Origin of the sequence: Neobacillus drentensis, assembly GCF_036965245.1 — a bacterium.
Lineage (GTDB): Bacteria > Bacillota > Bacilli > Bacillales > Cytobacillaceae > Neobacillus > Neobacillus drentensis_G.
Genome location: NZ_JBALPG010000050.1, coordinates 2339 through 20407 on the forward strand (window position 1 = coordinate 2339; position 18069 = coordinate 20407).

18 protein-coding genes and 2 other annotated features are annotated in these 18069 nt (G+C 37.9%); all 18 genes read right to left on the bottom strand.

The features are described from left to right. Nucleotides 1–42: 42 nt before the first annotated feature. Complete coding sequence (locus V7150_RS12550; RefSeq protein ID WP_335518418.1) at nucleotides 43–303, bottom strand: DUF1294 domain-containing protein; 261 nt, start codon at nucleotides 301–303, stop codon at nucleotides 43–45. 60 nt (nucleotides 304–363) lie between these two features. Beyond that, a complete protein-coding gene (gene rplT / locus V7150_RS12555; protein WP_335518421.1) occupies nucleotides 364–723 on the bottom strand; it encodes a 50S ribosomal protein L20 in 360 nt (119 codons plus the stop codon). A 36-nt stretch (nucleotides 724–759) separates the two neighbouring features. Further along, the gene (rpmI, locus tag V7150_RS12560; protein WP_101649425.1) at nucleotides 760–960 is read right to left on the bottom strand and encodes a 50S ribosomal protein L35; all 201 of its coding nucleotides are present in this window, start codon (nucleotides 958–960) and stop codon (nucleotides 760–762) included. 18 nt (nucleotides 961–978) lie between these two features. After that, on the bottom strand, nucleotides 979–1482 hold the full coding sequence (gene infC, locus V7150_RS12565; protein ID WP_283923457.1) for a translation initiation factor IF-3: 504 nt from the start codon (nucleotides 1480–1482) through the stop codon (nucleotides 979–981). Between the two features lie 131 nt (nucleotides 1483–1613). Then, nucleotides 1614–1746: a sequence feature (ribosomal protein L20 leader region), on the bottom strand. A 162-nt stretch (nucleotides 1747–1908) separates the two neighbouring features. Next, the gene (gene thrS, locus V7150_RS12570; RefSeq protein ID WP_335518424.1) at nucleotides 1909–3843 is read right to left on the bottom strand and encodes a threonine--tRNA ligase; all 1935 of its coding nucleotides are present in this window, start codon (nucleotides 3841–3843) and stop codon (nucleotides 1909–1911) included. A 68-nt stretch (nucleotides 3844–3911) separates the two neighbouring features. Beyond that, nucleotides 3912–4159, bottom strand: a binding site (T-box leader). Between the two features lie 93 nt (nucleotides 4160–4252). Further along, the gene (ytxC, locus tag V7150_RS12575) at nucleotides 4253–5134 is read right to left on the bottom strand and encodes a putative sporulation protein YtxC (RefSeq protein WP_335518427.1); all 882 of its coding nucleotides are present in this window, start codon (nucleotides 5132–5134) and stop codon (nucleotides 4253–4255) included. 222 nt (nucleotides 5135–5356) lie between these two features. Beyond that, on the bottom strand, nucleotides 5357–6286 hold the full coding sequence (dnaI, locus tag V7150_RS12580; protein ID WP_335518430.1) for a primosomal protein DnaI: 930 nt from the start codon (nucleotides 6284–6286) through the stop codon (nucleotides 5357–5359). Between the two features lie 10 nt (nucleotides 6287–6296). Then, nucleotides 6297–7697 carry a replication initiation and membrane attachment family protein gene (locus tag V7150_RS12585; RefSeq protein WP_335518432.1) on the bottom strand — a complete coding sequence of 467 codons (1401 nt, stop codon included), beginning with the start codon at nucleotides 7695–7697 and terminating at the stop codon, nucleotides 6297–6299. A gap of 54 nt (nucleotides 7698–7751) precedes the next feature. Beyond that, a complete protein-coding gene (gene nrdR, locus V7150_RS12590) occupies nucleotides 7752–8213 on the bottom strand; it encodes a transcriptional regulator NrdR (protein ID WP_335518434.1) in 462 nt (153 codons plus the stop codon). A gap of 77 nt (nucleotides 8214–8290) precedes the next feature. Continuing rightward, complete coding sequence (locus tag V7150_RS12595) at nucleotides 8291–8677, bottom strand: hypothetical protein (protein WP_335518437.1); 387 nt, start codon at nucleotides 8675–8677, stop codon at nucleotides 8291–8293. A gap of 106 nt (nucleotides 8678–8783) precedes the next feature. Continuing rightward, the gene (gene speD / locus V7150_RS12600) at nucleotides 8784–9158 is read right to left on the bottom strand and encodes an adenosylmethionine decarboxylase (protein ID WP_335518541.1); all 375 of its coding nucleotides are present in this window, start codon (nucleotides 9156–9158) and stop codon (nucleotides 8784–8786) included. Nucleotides 9159–9459: 301 nt separating this feature from the next. Further along, a complete protein-coding gene (locus V7150_RS12605) occupies nucleotides 9460–10491 on the bottom strand; it encodes a glyceraldehyde-3-phosphate dehydrogenase (protein WP_335518440.1) in 1032 nt (343 codons plus the stop codon). A gap of 177 nt (nucleotides 10492–10668) precedes the next feature. Beyond that, nucleotides 10669–11274: a dephospho-CoA kinase gene (gene coaE, locus V7150_RS12610; protein WP_335518442.1), complete on the bottom strand. Its 606-nt coding sequence runs from the start codon at nucleotides 11272–11274 to the stop codon at nucleotides 10669–10671. 21 nt (nucleotides 11275–11295) lie between these two features. Continuing rightward, entirely contained in the window at nucleotides 11296–11931 is a 636-nt protein-coding gene (gene ytaF, locus V7150_RS12615) for a sporulation membrane protein YtaF (protein WP_335518445.1), read from the bottom strand. Between the two features lie 95 nt (nucleotides 11932–12026). Further along, nucleotides 12027–12854 carry a DNA-formamidopyrimidine glycosylase gene (gene mutM / locus V7150_RS12620; RefSeq protein ID WP_335518543.1) on the bottom strand — a complete coding sequence of 276 codons (828 nt, stop codon included), beginning with the start codon at nucleotides 12852–12854 and terminating at the stop codon, nucleotides 12027–12029. Nucleotides 12855–12929: 75 nt separating this feature from the next. Beyond that, entirely contained in the window at nucleotides 12930–15566 is a 2637-nt protein-coding gene (gene polA, locus V7150_RS12625) for a DNA polymerase I (protein ID WP_335518448.1), read from the bottom strand. Nucleotides 15567–15588: 22 nt separating this feature from the next. Next, entirely contained in the window at nucleotides 15589–17355 is a 1767-nt protein-coding gene (gene pnpS / locus V7150_RS12630) for a two-component system histidine kinase PnpS (RefSeq protein ID WP_335518451.1), read from the bottom strand. Next, nucleotides 17352–18068 carry a response regulator transcription factor gene (locus V7150_RS12635; RefSeq protein ID WP_335518454.1) on the bottom strand — a complete coding sequence of 239 codons (717 nt, stop codon included), beginning with the start codon at nucleotides 18066–18068 and terminating at the stop codon, nucleotides 17352–17354. The genes pnpS and V7150_RS12635 overlap by 4 nt, the downstream gene beginning before the upstream one ends. Nucleotide 18069 lies beyond the last annotated feature (1 nt).

Sequence of the window (18069 nt, forward strand, 5' to 3'; positions counted from 1 at the left end):
ACTTTCCTAATAGCCAAAAATAGCCGCCATTAAAGCGGCTTTTTATAATAGAAACTTAATGAGTAAATACAATTCTACAATCGCAAGGACCGGAAAGCCAATCTTAAAAGAAACATGCTTCGTTTTGTGGCGAAAAAGCTGCATGCCAGCCGTTGTGCCAACAGCACCGCCAAATAGTGCCACAAGCCACAAAGTCCGCTCCCTAATCCTGTATTGATGCTTTCTCGCCCGCTTTTTATCCTCTCCCATAATCAAGAGCCCCACTACATTCATGACCAAAAAAGCGACCAATAAAATCGTCATACCTAAATATCCCCTTTATGGAAAAAGCCATCCTCACGACGGAGAATGGCATTTGATCAATTATTTACTGATTTGTTGCTTAGCAGCGTTTGCTAATTCAGCAAATGCGTTAGCATCGCTAACTGCTAATTCAGCAAGCATTTTGCGGTTTACTTCGATACCAGCAAGCTTTAAGCCGTGCATTAAACGGCTGTAAGAAAGGCCGTTCATACGTGCTGCTGCATTGATACGAGTAATCCAAAGTTTGCGGAAGTCGCGCTTCTTCTGGCGACGGTCGCGGAATGCATACATTAAAGATTTCATAACCTGTTGGTTAGCAACTTTATATAATGTATGTTTTGAACCGTAATAACCTTTTGCTAATTTTAAAACTTTTTTACGACGCTTGCGCGTAACTGTACCGCCTTTTACACGTGGCATGTAATTTCCCTCCTATATAAATCGATCTATCCGAGATTATTTTACGTAAGTTAATAGTTGACGAATGCGTTTGAAATCGCCTTTAGAAACAAGAGTTCCTTTGCGAAGTTTACGCTTAGCTTTTGTAGATTTGTTCGCAAATAAGTGGCTTGTATAAGCGTGGTCACGCTTTAGTTGACCAGAACCAGTTTTCTTAAAACGCTTTGCAGCGCCGCGGTGAGTTTTCATTTTTGGCATTGTGATTGTCCTCCTTAATTACTTGTCGATTTTAGGTGCTAAAACTAGGAACATGCTCCGTCCATCCATTTTTGGATGTGACTCGATTGTAGCAACTTCCTTGCACGCTTCGGAAAAACGGTCTAACACACGTTGACCAATTTCTTTATGGGTAATCGCCCGGCCCTTGAAACGGATTGAAGCTTTTACCTTGTCGCCTTTTTCCAAAAACTTAATGGCATTGCGAAGCTTTGTATTAAAGTCATGCTCATCAATCGTTGGGCTGAGACGAACTTCTTTCGTCGTAATGATCTTTTGATTTTTACGAGCTTCTTTTTCTTTCTTTTGCTGCTCGAATTTAAATTTGCCATAGTCCATTATCCGGGCTACCGGAGGCTTTGCATTTGGTGCAACAAGTACCAAATCAAGATTTACTCGTCCGGCAATTTCCAACGCTTCGAATTTGGTTTTAATTCCTAATTGCTCGCCATTTTGATCAATTAAGCGAACTTCGCGAGCGCGAATGCCCTCATTTAACAACATGTCTTTGCTAATAGTTAGCCACCTCCAAGGTTTTATCAAGAATACAACTTCAGGGTCAAGAAACATCTGATATGACACCATGTTGAATCGACAGGTATTAAAAAACTTTTATTAGTGCATTTCTTAAGTATGCAAATAAAAAAGTGCGGATGAATTCACCCACACTTTACGAAACATAAGTAATAAACAAAAAGTTCACGTAAAACCTGCCAACTGCTAATTAGCGTCAAATCAGGTGAGAAGCGGGTGCTTCTTCTTTTCCCAAAAACTTGTATTCAATTTTCACTTTAGTAACTATACCATAAACAAAGACGCAATGTCAAACGACTATTTCCTTTGACAACGAAATATATTGTAGCAAGAAATAAAGAATTATTCAATAGTTTTTTTCAAAACGAAAGAGAGGCGAACCTCTCTTTCGTTACCTTATCCTCTTTTTACTTCTGTATTAAGTACTGCAAGAAACTCAGCAAATGGCTTTGTTTCTGAGTTTTGTTCGCCGTATTTGCGGACATTAACGGCTTGATCTTCAACCTCTTTATCGCCAACTACGAGCATATATGGTATCTTTTGCATTTGTGCTTCACGGATTTTATAACCGATTTTTTCATCGCGGCCATCCAATTCAACGCGGAAGCCTTCATTTTGAAGCTGTTCCTGTACTTGCTTCGCATAATCATAATGTGCGTCCGGCGATACAGGGATGACTTGAACCTGAACTGGAGCGAGCCAAGTAGGGAATGCCCCTTTGTATTCTTCAATTAAGAAGGCAACAAAGCGTTCCATTGTTGACACGACACCACGGTGTATGACAACTGGACGATGCTGCTTGCCATCCTCTCCAACAAAATTTAAATCAAAGCGCTCTGGCAGTAGGAAGTCTAATTGAACAGTTGATAATGTTTCATCCTTACCTAACGCAGTTCTTACTTGAACATCGAGCTTAGGACCGTAGAAAGCCGCCTCGCCTTCAGCTTCAAAATAATCAAGACCCAAATCATCCATTGCTTCCTTCAGCATGCTTTGCGCCTTTTCCCACATCGCATCATCATCAAAGTATTTCTCTTTATCCTGTGGGTCACGGTAAGACAGACGGAAGGAATAATCGTTAATATTAAAATCTTTGTATACACCAAGAATTAAGTTAACGACACGTTTAAATTCATCCTTAATTTGATCTGGACGAACGAAAATATGCGCATCATTTAATGTCATCCCACGGACACGCTGCAATCCTGCTAACGCACCTGACATTTCATACCGGTGCATTAAACCAAGCTCAGCAATCCGAATTGGAAGCTCACGATAGCTATGGATACTATTTTTGTAAATCATCATATGATGCGGACAGTTCATTGGACGAAGCACTAGCTGTTCATTGTCCATATCCATTACAGGGAACATGTCCTCTTGATAATGCCCCCAGTGTCCGGAAGTTTTATATAAATCGACACTTCCCATGACCGGTGTATACACATGATCATAACCAAGACGAATTTCTTTATCCACAATGTATCGTTCAATGACACGGCGGATTGTAGCGCCTTTAGGGAGCCATAATGGTAATCCCTGTCCAACTAATTGGGAACTAGCGAAAAGGCTCAATTCTTTACCAATTTTACGGTGATCACGCTCTTTCGCCTCTTCAAGCAAACGAAGGTGTTCAGCCAAATCCTCTTTTTTGAAAAAAGCTGTTCCATACACACGCTGGAGCATTTTATTATCACTATTGCCTCGCCAATAAGCACCAGCAATGCTCAATAATTTAAATTCTTTAATTTTTCCAGTTGAGGGAACATGTACACCGCGGCAAAGGTCAATAAATTCACCTTGTTGATAGAGTGTTACAGTTTCCTCATCAGGAATGGCTTCTATTAGTTCAAGCTTATATGGATCATCCATTTCTTTAAAAAGCTGCACAGCCTCATTCCTGCTTACCTCTTTACGGATAATTTCAAGGTTTTCATTCACGATTTTCGCCATTTCTTTTTCAATCTTTGGCAGGTCTTCAGGTGTTAATGATTCCTCAAGATCCATATCATAATAGAATCCACCTTCAATGACGGGGCCTACTCCAAAATTTACACCTGGATACAGCCTTCTAACAGCTTGTGCCATTAAGTGTGCTGTACTGTGGCGTAAAACCTCTAACGCATCATTGGAATCAGGTACAACGATTTCTATGGAACCGTCTTCTAGAATCGGACGGCGAAGATCAAACATTTGACCGTTCCATTTGCCGGCAATTGCCTTTTTCTTTAGACCCGGGCTAATAGAAGCGGCAATATCTTCCGTTGTTGTCCCGCGAGCAAACTCCTTTACTGCCCCATCAGGAAACGAAATCTTAACAACGTCTGACATAACTATTCCTCCTTTTAATTGAAGCGTTATTTAACAACGCTTGTAAAAAATAAAAAACCCGTCCCTGGAATAGGGACGAGTTTTAATTAACACGTGGTTCCACCCAATTTTTCATTATCAATGCCCACATTGATAATGACTTTGGTCAGGTAACGGCTGTAGACCGTCAACAATTAATTACTCCATCAAACAAGAAGTGTTCACTGCTGAAGTTTAAAGGTGGTAAGTATTTTTTCCGTGTTAGGAGACTTTCAGCCGGCGGCCTCCCTCTCTAAAAACCGTAAAGAAATACTGTTGTCCTTATCATTACTTTTACTCTATTATGAAAAATTGCTATGTACGTTATTATAATGAGTTCATGATAAAAAATCAAGGTACACAAAACTAAATATTACCATAATTTTAGTTTTTATGCATGATATTCAGCAGAATCGTAGTTTTCTGCTCCTTTTTTCATTTCACGGAGAGCATCAAAGGTCTTAATCGTTACTCTTTCTTCGAAGATATTTTTGATAGTTCTTACAAGCGGTTCTTCAGGGTCTTTTGTATAAATAAAAATAGATGTTGGTGCAAGCGATAAGAGTGGTGCAATCGAAGCAGAATCAACATAAACAGGATGATTAACTAATAATTTACGGTCAATCATTCTCGTTAATTCACCTCTTTTTATTTCGACAAACTGTTCATTATAAAAAGTGATTTCTTCATTAAACAATAAATGAAGAGCGTCCATTTTTGGTTCTCGATTGATCAAAAAATCTCTAAGCATTTGCACAAACATTTGATATTCCTGCTCCATTTTATACTCATCAATGGCAAGTTCCACAGAACGTTCAAGCATTTGGAAGTATGAACGTAAACGAAATTTAATAAAAGAGTCAAACGAAAAAGAAACATTATCCTGAAAAATATGATCAATTGCAGCCTTTAAAATATTAAGCTCCCCGTTTGTTTCTTTAAAAAAAACAGCAAGATCCTCTCTTTGTCCTTCAAGCACAGAATAAAGGATCTCCAAAATTTGCTCCTGTTCTTCTAAATCCTCATAATAATATTTATTTTTTATAATCTCTCTAAACCAGTCATTTCTTTTGGTATTCGTAATAAAATCATAAAATGCTGTTTTAAGCAGCTCAAAAATATCAACGGAAGTAAAGCCATCTAAAACTTTAACTATATGTCGATCTTCTAAAAGAAGAATAGTTTCTTTTTTATGATTATATGATAGATACTTCAGCAAGTGGTTATAAAATCTTTGTGCATCCAGCTTGCTTTGGAAGATGATTTCCGCCAACCAAACCCCCCCTTTTTAGGCCGATAGGAAAGTAAAATTTTCCTGTCAGGCATAAGTGCAACTTCGCCTAACGGCTCGCCAATCGACGAGTTTTCTTTACAAATCTCTGTTTTAATATATATGGGGGACTTGGCTAAAATAGAAGTTGGCGGACCACAGCTTTTTGCATTCAAACAAAAAAAGGATCGCCGCTTAATTTACGACAATCCTAAACTCCATTTATTATCTTCGATTTGGGCCTTCAACTAGTACTGGCTCACTTAAGGTTCGAATCCTCTCCATAATTCTTCGCGCCTTCATTTTCTCTTCATCTCCACGCTGGCTATATGTTAAATGATGCTCAAGCCCTTTAAAATCAAAATTTGAGGTAAAAAAAGTCGGAAGGTTTTCAAGCATTCTAAACTGAAGAATTGGACCCAATATTTCGTCTCTCGTCCAGCTTGATATGGCTTCCGCCCCAATATCATCAAGCATTAAAATCGGTTCTTTTTTAAGTGCCTCGATTTTTTCGTTTAAAGTAGAATCTGCAATGGAGCTTTTCATCTCCCTTAGTAATTCTGGAAGATAAACAATCATCGAAGAAATTTGTTTTTTAGCTAATCTATTTGCAATTGCACCTAACAAATAAGATTTTCCAACTCCAAATTCTCCATAAAAGTATAATCCTTTTGTTGCTATTCCCTTTTCATAATTTAACAAAAAAGCAGCAGCCTTTTTAGCAGCATGGCTCCTTTTTTCATCATCATGTTTAAATCCCTCAAAAGTTGCATTCAATATGTCTCGCGGAACATATAGACTTTTTATTAGCTTTTCATTTTTCTTCTTTTCATCATCCATAATTTTTCTTGGACAGCGTTCATATTTAACATCTATGGAGTCTTTAGTTAATACTAGTTCCGGGTGATAACCTCTCATCATATTGACGCAGCTGTCTAGACTTGTGCATTTTTCACATTCTTTACTTTGGTTTATATATTCATATAACTTTACCAAGCTTTTTTCAATCATATTCTTAGTAATAACATTTTGATTTTTTTTAATAAATTCTTGGATTCCAGGATGCTCTAAGGTTTCTTTACGCATTTTTTCATATCGCTTTTGAAAATTTTCATGTGAGGCTAACCGTTTCAATGTTTGGTTGATTTTCTCCATAAGTCACCTCTTATTCATCAAATGCCTTTAACATTTCTTCAATTTCGCGTTTTTCTGCCTCTAAATCAGGATTTTTTTCTTTTTGATTTTGCTTATCATTTTTCAGCGGGTCTTTATCAAACCAATCTGGAAGTAACTCAGTCCGAATCGGTTTTTGTTTTGAAGATTTCCTTGAGCCTTTCTCCTTACTCCAAGAAAGGTACATATTATGTTCTTTCCTAGCCAATTCCATTGCTTCTTTAACTGTTTTTATTTCCTTACGTGCCCAATGGCTGGCAATTTGTTCAACGTAATTTTTTGTGAATTTCATATCTGCTTTTAAAAGTACAAATTGAATTAGTACATTTACAACACCGGGCAAAAGTTTTTTCTTAAGCATTACTTCTTCTAAAATTTTCATTTCATTTTCTGAGGGTTCAATTCCATTTGAAGCGTCTTTAAAAACTTTTATTGGAGATGTTGTTTCTAACGATCGGACTAATACCTCTTCTTGGGTCTTTGGTTCAACTAATTGAACCCTGTATTTAGATGGCTGCGTCCGTTCAACTAGACTTGGAAGCTGGTCATAATTCTCAAATTGATACCAATCACGAGCACCTTTTCGTAAGTCTTCAATATCAATTTCATCATTCGGATTTATGGCACCTAATATGAAATTTTTCATTTCAATGGGATTGATATTATATAGAAATGCAAGATTGCTAATTACACTCTTAACCTTTTGTGTCAGTGCTTTTTTCGGGACAAGCGATTCATTTAGACCGGATTCTAACAAATTAAAATCGAACGTGCTGCCATCAATTTGAATAGGATCGGTTTCGTTTCGACCTATAAACTGTTTATTTTCCCCCGCTTCTTCAATATCTTCGGAAACATCTTGCAGATATTGGAGACTCCCTGGAGTGGCTGAAGCAAATACATCTTGAAAAGCTCTCGTCACATTTTGGTATTCTTTTTCCGTCGGTTTTCGGTGGTCAGTAAAAAAACGTTTCAGACGCGCAAAATGGTTCTTGCCAATTTTTCGGTATAGATAAATATTTAACATCCCATCTAAAAAGAATTGCTCGGGATTTAATGGAGGATGCAGCTCGTAAATAAAGGAGCGTTCCCCGTCATCCGTTTTGACAAATGTTTTTAATAAACCAATGCCTTCAAGTTTTAATCGTGCTTCGTATATATCATTTAAATTCATTCCCATTAGGTTCATTAATAAATGATGTGTGGAGGATTCAGACCAGAGCCGGCTTTCCTCAAGCTCCGCCCAGAGGGTCATATACAAACTAAAACAAGTTGACCCAATCAAAGGCTGATATAAAAACGTCAGCACTTTACGGTCATACTCATGAAGAAGCCCATTGGCCGCTACAATATACCGGTCGATAGGAAGAATTTCCTGCCAATGCTGGGCCATATCATTTCCTACCTTTCCCTCGTTAGTGAAAAAAGAGCCAAAAACTTTAGCTCCTTAAGATTTTTCCCTTTTTATTAATTCTTTTAATTCATCTATAAATACATTAATATCTTTAAATTGGCGGTAAACGGAGGCGAATCTCACATATGCGACCTCATCAACATGTGCCAGCCTGTCCATCACCATTTCGCCAACGGCTTCACTTTTGATTTCAGAAATACCCTGACTGCGAAGATCCTTTTCGACACCGTGGGTGATATCTTCTAATTGTTTTAAGGCTACAGGCCGCTTTTCACATGCCTTAATTAAGCCTCGCAGTATTTTATCACGGCTGAATTCTTCCCTTGTTCCTTCTTTTTTCACCACTATTAAGGGAATCTCTTCAATCTTTTCAAAAGTAGTAAAGCGATATCCGCATTCTTCACATTCTCGTCTTCTACGTGTTGCACGTCCTTCATCAACAGGCCGGGAATCCAGTACACGTGTACCATAATTTTGACATGAAGGGCATTTCATTATTTAATCAGCTCCAAATCCGACAAAATCCTTTCTTTTATCTTATTAAAAAGCAGCCCTTTGTACAAGTGGAAGTGCTATGAGTTTTTTCTTATTCCGACAATATTATGCAATTGCCCAATCCGCTTGTAATAGGAATTAATCCGCTTTTTTAAATCGGGATAGATACCAAGTATTGAAAACTTTTCAGATGAAATATTAAAATCCACTGCTGTTTCCAAAGGTTTTACCGAAACAATTGTAACAATCAGGAAGCACGGTATTGGCTTACTAATTTCCACAGCAATCTCTCCATGCTCCTTAGATAGAGTCGTTATTTGACAATCTGCATCTTCATGGAATAGCTTTTCTACTGATTGAAATAATTGATTAAAAGTCGCTTTATAATAATGTGTTTTTAAGGAATCATCCGCATTTTGTTCCGATGTTTCAATATGCTTTTTAAAACGTGTAAAAATAGCCATACAAACCCTCCAAGTATTCTTCTCTTATAACCTAGTTTACAACATTTTTCGCAAAATATAAAAAGAGGTGTACAATTGGTACACCTCTGGGAATTTGTTTTAAAGATTATAATACCTTTGCCTGTTTAACATGCACAGGGCCCATTCCACGTGGTATTTCAATATTTTCACGTGTTTCGGCATTTAATGCTTCTGCAATATATTCAGCAGCTACATTCGGGTCTAAATCACCGCAAGTATAGACATCAATGCTGGCATATCCATGTTCAGGGAAGCTGTGGATGGTAAGGTGTGATTCAGAAATAATAACAACACCGCTTACACCTTGTGGAGCAAATTTATGAAATGCTACTTCACGGATTTCCGCACCTGATTTAAGAGCAGCTTCGACAAAAGTTGTTTCAATAAAATCCATATCATTCAATTTTTCAAAATCGCAACCCCAAAGTTCAGAGATTACGTGACGTCCCATTGTTTCCATATTCATTTTTCCCCCTTTAAACTTTTATGATTGTTTCTTGAAATCCTGTTATTGACGGTATCTAAGTAATTACCACGGGGGAAAGTTAGTCCAGAGAGGTCCTAACCCTTTAAGTAATTAATCGCTACCTAATTTCAAGAAGTTCACGATGACTAGTATACTTTGTTTATATTTATTTTGCAACCTATCAAAAAAAAATTTTTTTAATGAAAAAGCGAAAATTCGATCAGTGTTTTTTTGTCAATTTGTACACACTAAAAAAACGCTGTCATTTGACAGCATTTTTTGATTCATTTTGATATTAGCCAACCTTTACTTGTGAGGCATTTGCGATTTGCTCTGCAACGAATACGGCTAGATCGACAACACGGGATGAATAACCCCACTCATTATCATACCAAGCTAAAACCTTTACTTTCCTTGTCCCCATGACCATTGTGGAAAGGCCGTCAATAATCGCAGAATGTTCATTAGTATTAAAATCAATAGATACTAATGGTTCAATCGTGAAATCAACAATGCCTTTTAATGAACCATTTGAAGCTTCAATAAATGCATGATTAATATCATCAACCGTCACATCTCGCTTTAGATCCACTACTAAGTCTACAAGTGAAACGTTTGGTGTAGGTACTCGGAGTGACATACCATGTAATTTTCCTTTCAACTGCGGCAAAACAAGTGATAATGCTTTCGCAGCGCCTGTTGTTGTAGGAATAATAGATTGTCCACAAGCACGTGCTCTTCGTAAATCTTTATGTGGATTATCAATATTCTTTTGGTCATTTGTATAAGCATGAATCGTTGTCATTAAACCGTTTTCAATTCCAAATTTCTCATCCAACACCTTAGCAACAGGTGCAAGGCAGTTAGTTGTACATGAAGCATTGGAAATAATATCATGATTCGTAATATCAAGCATTTCATCATTAACACCCATAACGATAGTAACATCCTCATTTTTCCCTGGAGCTGTCAAAATTACCTTTTTGGCTCCTGCGTCTAAGTGAAGAGCTGCTTTTTCCCGAGCATTAAACTTTCCGGTAGCCTCAATCACAATATCAATCCCAAGCTCTCTCCATGGCAGCTCCTCAGGATTTCGCTTACTTAATAGTTTAATTCTTTTTCCATTCACGATTAACTCATGATCTAAAGGAATTACATCTCCTTGAAATGGTCCATGGTTCGTATCATATTTTATTAAATGAGCTAAAGTTTCTGCAGGATAGCTCGCATTTATGGCTACAATCTCAAATTTATTTTCAAGGACTGCTTTTCTAAAAACCATCCTTCCAATTCTCCCAAAACCATTAATTGCAATTCTCGCCTTCATTTTACGGCCCCTTCCGTATTAATGTTATACTGTTAACTTGTTTTATTGTAATTAGTATAACATATTTAGGTTTAATTGTGATAAATAAATGGCGGATTTTTAAATGTTTTTTAATTCTGATAACTTGTTTACTAATTTCAAAAAAAATAAGAAGGGGGGCCCCTTCTTACATTATGATCATTCCAGATTAATTCCCCATTTTATTAAAACTTCAATGAGTTGTTTTTTTAAATCTGCTATTGATCCATTATTATTAATCACAGCATCCGCCAGCTCTACTTTGTCTGAAAGTGGCATCTGGGAACGGATTCTTGCTTCAGCATCCTCTACCGATAGGTTATTTCTTGCGATTAATCTGTGAAGCTGCGTTTCATGATCCACAAATACAAGAATAGTTTTATCCACCAGATTCGTTAGTTTACTTTCAAACAATAACGGGATATCAAGAACAACCACTTCTTCATTGTTCTTTTTTGCATTTTCTACTTGTTCCTTCATTCTTTTCCTTACTTCTGGGTGGGTAATTTCATTTAGGAGCTTCCTTTTCTCTGCTTGATGGAAAATAATCGAGCCGAGTTTTGGACGGTTGATTTCTCCATCCTCCATTAAAATTTCTCGACCAAATTCACCGATGATTTTATTGTAAGCAGGCTCACCTTTTTCCACCGCTAGGCGTGCTTCAACATCTGCATCGACCACTGTGACATACATTTCCTTTAGCATATTTGATACTGTACTTTTTCCACTGGCAATTCCGCCTGTCAGACCGATAACTAGTGTCATGCTCGTTTCCTTCCTACATAATTATATCTTCCAGATTCCTATGATTATTAATAGGATTCCTGGCAAAAAGGTAAACTTTTGAATCCATTCAAACTTATGAAAGAAAGTTCCGCTTTTTATCCCTAAAAGAACAAATAAGGAGCTCATTATCGCAACAGTTACTGCTAAATAAATAGGCGAAAAACCAAGCATTGCTGCTCCAATCCCTGCTCCAAATGAATCTAAGGATAAGGCTAATCCCAGCATTAACGCTTCAATTCCTGTAATCGTACCTGATTGGTCAAAATCAGCAGACATTGGCTTTTTCAGGATATTAATGGCTAATCCTAAAGACCGGATTTCAAAATTCACAATTGTCTTTTCATATTTTACTATTTCTTTTTCCTTCTCTGGCCGGAAAAATTGATACAATACCCAGGCACCAAGGGCGATTAGTATGAACCCACCCATGCTTGCCGTGATACTCGGCGATAGCACTTTTTCCAGGCCGTGTCCAATTGACACTGCAATCATTAAAGAGACAGCCGAGCATGTTGCAATAATTAGAACTGACTTAATCGGCATTACCATTTGCCTCAACCCATAGGTAAAACCGACACTAAAGCTGTCAAGGCTGAGTGCAAATGCTAATACGAGAAGTGAGAACAACTGAACCATTAATCTCTGACTCCTTCCTCCAAATCACTACGATAGTATATGGAAGGAGCCCATCCAAGGTTAATGTTATTCCACTTTCTTTAATTTCGTCTCAGTTAAAGTTTCTGGCAGGCAGGGCAATAATGTGTTCCTCTGCCACCTACAGTTGTTTTCTCTAGTGGAGTTCCGCATTTTTTACATGCTTCTCCTTTTCGTCCATAGGCCAATAATTCAAGCTGAAACATTCCAATCTCCCCTTGTGAATTAACATAGGAGCGAATTGTACTGCCGCCCTTTTGGACCGCCTCGTTTAACGTTGCCACAATTTCCTGGTGGAGAACAGCAACTTCCTTTTCGTTCAGTGTACTGGCAATGCGTTCCGGGTGAATTCCAGCTCGAAAAAGCGCCTCATCAACATAGATGTTGCCAAGCCCGACAAAAAGCTTTTGATCAAGTAAGGCTGGTTTTACTTTCCTGTTTGTCTTTTTTAACTTCTCAGCCAAATATTCTTCGGTAAATTCCGCTGAAAAGGGTTCCGGCCCAAGATCAATCAGCGGTGGTTTTAAAAATTCGTCGCCTTTCTTGAACAGGTGCATCGTTCCAAATTTCCGAACGTCACGATACCTTAATTCTGTATCATCCGTAAAGTGGAAAATAACATGTGTGTGTTTATCAAACGCCTCTGTCTTAGGGTAGAGCCCATATTTTCCTTCCATTCGTAAGTGCGATACAATCGCAAAATTTCCAGTATATATAATTAAAAATTTCCCTCTTCTACCGACATCAATAATGTTTTCCCCTTTTAAGGCATCCACGAATTGTTCGACATCGACAGGATTTTTAATGATTTTTGGCCAGAAGACAGTTATGTTTTCAATTGTTTTATTAAGAACTAATTTCTTTAACGTTCTTCGTATTGATTCAACCTCAGGAAGCTCTGGCATATCCATCGTCCCCCCTTTGCTGTGTATTTATCCCGCATTACCAGGCAGTAAAAAAACACTGACTGAAGTTTCACTTTATTTCGCGTCAAACCAGGTTGGACCATATGAGTAATCTACTTTTAACGGTACTTTTAATTCGAGCGCATTCTCCATTACGTCTGGGACTAACTTTTTTAGGATCTCCACTTCATCCTCAGGAGCTTCAAAGATCAATTCATCGTGTACCTGCAGTAAGAGCCGCGTCTTTAGTCCTTGATCCTTTAATGCTTCGTCCATATCAATCATTGCTTTTTTTATGATATCAGCGGCACTTCCTTGAATTGGCGTGTTCATCGCTGTTCTTTCTGCAAAACTTCTGATGTTAAAATTACGGCTCGTTATCTCAGGGATGTACCTTCTCCTGTGCAATAAGGTTGATACATACCCTTTTTGTCTTGCCGAGTGAATGATATCATCCATATATTCCTTTACACCAGGATAGCTGTTAAGGTATCTTTCAATGAATTGGCCAGCTTCTTTTCTTGTGATTCCCAAGGATTGAGAAAGTCCATAATCACTGATTCCGTATACGATTCCAAAGTTTACTGCCTTGGCATGACGTCTCATGTTAGAGGTTACCTCATCTTTATCAACGTGGAAGACCTCCATGGCTGTTTTCGTATGAATATCCAAATCATCCTTAAAGGCCTGAATCAGTTTTTCATCGCCTGCAATGTCCGCAAGCACACGCAGCTCGATTTGCGAATAGTCCGCCGCAAAGATCACCCATCCCTCTTCTGAAGGGACAAAAGCCTGACGAATCTTTCTTCCTTCTTCAAGGCGGATTGGGATGTTTTGCAGGTTTGGATCGATTGAGCTTAATCTGCCAGTCGCTGTTAAGGTTTGTTGATACCTTGTATGGACTTTTTCCGTTTTTGGATCAATCACTTTCAGCAGTCCCTCTATATATGTGGACTGAAGCTTTCCTAATTGTCGATAAAGAAGAATATGTTTAATAATTTCATGATCCTCGGCTAACTTTTCTAAAACATCCGCTGATGTCGAATGACCTGTTTTTGTTTTCTTAAAGGAATGCAGACCCAATTTTTCAAATAAAATAACACCAAGCTGTTTAGGCGAGTTAATATTAAATTTTTCACCGGCTAATTCACATATTTTTTCTTCAATTTCAATAAGACGCTCATTCAGTTCTTTCCCCATCATCAGGAGACGTTCCCGTTCTACTTTTATACCCCACGATTCCATGTCAGCTAAAATAAGTGATAAGGGCATTTCAAGTTCTGTAAATAATTCGTACTGTTCATTTTTCCTTAATTCATCTTCGAGTTTTTCTTTCAGGTCAGCCATGGCTAGACTCTTTCGAACGAGATGCTCTGCAAGCTTAGACGCTTCTGGAACCGTTTGTTTAGCTCCTTTGCCATAAAACGATTCATCTGATTGAATATTGTGGATATCATATCTTTTCGCAATCGCTGCAAGATCTTCAATATTTTCAGATGGATTAATGAGATAGGAAGCCATTAATATATCAAAGTCGGTTCCTTTTAAATGGATACCTCTCCTTCTTAAGGAAACTTCGGACTGCTTTGCATCATATACTATTTTCTTTTTTCCTTCGTCTTCTGCCCATTTTTTAAATGCTGCTGATTGTAATGCTTGCTCTGTTGGCAAGTAATACTGCCCATTTTCATTTACAAGAGAAAAACCAATGATCTCCGCATAATGATAATTATCTTCCAGCATTTCAACATACAAATAATTGTCATCAGCAAATATTTCGTCCGTTATTTCAGCCGGAATGACATACTCAACCTTTTCAAGCTCTTGCTCTTCGTTTACTGTTGTATCTTCACCTAGCCTATCCAATAATGAATGAAAACCTAATTCTTTAAATAAGGGCACTAATTTTTCTCTCGCAAAGCCCTCATAGGTAATTTTTTCTAAATTCACTTCTACTGGCGCATGCCGTTCGATCGTGGCAAGTTCTTTGCTCATCAAGGCCTGCTCTTTAAATTCTGTTAGTTTTTCCTTTAGTTTGTTCCCACTGACTAGATCAATCGAATGTAACAGATTTTCTAAAGTTGAAAACTCTTTTAGCAGCTTAATCGCAGTCTTTTCCCCAACACCCGGTACCCCAGGTATATTATCAGAAGTATCACCCATTAAACCCTTCATATCGATAATTTGCTCTGGAGTAAGACCGTATTTTTCTGCCACATGCTCAGGGGTATACTTTTCAATATCAGTAATTCCCTTGCGGGTAATCCCGACTGTTGTAGCAGAAGAAGAAAGCTGGGTTAAATCTTTGTCCCCGGAAATAACTTTTACTTCATAGCCATCCTTTTCAGCTGTCAAGGAAAGAGTACCGATAATGTCATCGGCCTCGTAGTTCTCAAGCTCATATCTTGAAATCCCATAAGCATCTAACAATTCACGAATAAATGGAAATTGCTCTGATAACTCCGGCGGGGTTTTTTGTCTGCCACCTTTATATTCTGTAAAGGTTTTATGACGAAAGGTTGTTTTTCCAGCATCAAATGCGACAAGCATATGCGTTGGCTTTTCATCCTCCAAAATTTTCATCAACATCATTGTAAAGCCGTATACTGCATTCGTATGGATTCCTTTATCGTTATTAAGCAAAGGTAATGCAAAAAAAGCACGATAGGCTATACTGTTCCCGTCAATCAGGACAAGCTTTTTCTTTTCCAACTATCTTCACCATCCAAAAAAATCATTTCTTATGAAGTTCAATAATAAATTCACTGCCTTCGCCCACTTTACTCCTAACACTTATATTCCCATGATGGGCTTCAATTAAATGTTTCACAATTGCTAAACCTAAACCTGTCCCGCCCGAATTACGGCTTCTAGCACGGTCAACTCGGTAAAACCGTTCAAAAATACGTGGAATTTCTTCTTCCATTATGCCAACACCAGAATCTTTTACATGAATCCGGACATTTTCTTCAAAGTCTAGAAGGATGATTTTCACATACCCTTCAACTGGTGTATAGGTAATGGCGTTGCCGATTAAGTTAATAAAAACTTGCTTTAGGCGATCGGCGTCACCAATTATAAACACTTGGCTCTGCTTACAATAAAATTCTAGGTGAATGTTCTTCGCCTCTGCTTTCCCTGTAAGCAGTGTCATCACATCTTCTAGAAGCGAACGCAACTCAACTTCCTGCAGGTTCAATTGGAAGCCTTGCTGCTCTATTTTGGAAAGATCCAGCAAATCTTGAATAAGTGTTTGAAGGCGATCACTTTCTTTTAAAATAATCGAAAGGAATGCTTCTAAAGTTTCTTGGTTATTCATCGCTCCATCCAACAGAGTCTCAGTAAACCCCTTAATCGATGTAACAGGGGTTTTTAGTTCGTGCGAAACATTGGCGACAAAATCTTTACGCATCTGCTCAAGTTTTTTTAATTCTGTTATGTCGTGGAATACGAGCAATACCCCTTTCCATACATTGTTTGTCCCAATAATCGGCACCCCGTAAACAGCAAAATATCTTCTTTCAATCAAAAATGGAATAAGCAATTGTTTACTTGCTTTTTGTTCTGTTCGGAATACTTCTGCAACTAAATGGCAGATTTCCTCATTTGCAATGACTTCATAATAAAGTTTATTTAGGTAATCTTTCGAATTAACATGAAAGATATCAATATAGCCTTTATTGATTAGATTTATGTAACCGCGGCTATCGATTAAAACTAACCCTGCCCCCATATTTTCAATCAGAACACTTAGTCGATCCTGCTGCATTTCCTGTGCTTTTATGAGCGTTTGAAGGTTTTCTGCCAGCATATTAATCGACGAACCCAGCATCCCTGTTTCATCGAGACGGTCGATAGATGTTCTGGCACGGTAGTTCCCTTTTGCTAATTCAATAGCAACATTTGTCGCGGATTCTATTGGTTTTGTATATCTTGAGGTGATTCTAATGCCAAGAAAAATAATAGCAATCAAAGCCATTCCAAGGCTGATGGAGAGGATCCACCAGATTTGCCCATATGCTTGTTTTACTTCATTAGTTTTCGTGCTTAGGAATATGTAACCTTCCTTTAGTCCGTCTTTTTTAATTGGCTTCCAATAATAGTGCAGGTCATAGCCATCACCTTCTTCTAAGAGATCCTCTTTTTTCGGACTTTTCTTTATTACATCATGAATGATTTCGTTAAGTCCCCTAGTGCTTTTTTCGCTAAGATCTGTACCCCCGTCGCTATCGTACAAAATCTTTCCTTCAGGATTTGTTATAGTGGCTCGAACATTTAACATCTTACTGAATTTTAAAACATCCTGTTTATTAAAGGAGGACACTCCACCAGTTTCCTCAATATACGTGATGAGAAGATCCCGCTCTATTTTTAGGCGTTCATTGAACGAATGTGAGTAATAGTTTTTAAACAACTGGCCAAGCAATATTCCTAATCCGACTAATACAGTAATAATTAGAGTAGTCAGGGCAATTAATAGCCTTGTTCGGAACTTTGTCATTCTCTTTTGGGCTCCTCCAGTTTGTAGCCAAGACCGCGGATAGTTTTAATATAGGCCGGCTTTTTCGTGTCCTCTTCAATTTTTTCTCTAAGATGTGAAATATGTACATCAACAATTCTAGTATCGCCAGCAAAGTCATAATTCCAAACAGCGCTGAGTAATTGATCCCGTGTTAACACCCTGCCTTTATTTTGCGCAAGGTAGAGGAGCAATTCAAATTCTTTTAGCGTTAACTCAAGAAGATTTTCTTTAAAGTAGGCTTCATATTTTTCTGGATAAATGGTCAATTTTCCAATGCCTATTTGCCCATCAGTTTGATCATTTTCTCCTGCCGATTCCGTTTGAACCTGTGTTCTCCTTAAAATTGCTTTCACACGAGCAATGACCTCTCTCGGACTGAATGGCTTGACCATATAGTCGTCTGCGCCGAGCTCAAGGCCCAATATTTTATCAAGCTGATCATCTTTTGCTGTTAGCATTAAAATAGGAATCATTATATTTTTTTGGCGAAGTTGTTTGCATACTTCCATGCCATCTAATTTTGGCAGCATAAGATCTAACACGATGATATCTGGTGACTCGGTTTCAGCTAAAATTCTCCCCTCATTCCCATCCATTGCAGTTATTACTTCAAATCCTGCCTGTTCTAAATTATATTTAAGTAAGGTGACAATTGACTGCTCATCGTCAACAACAAGAATTTTATTTTTCATA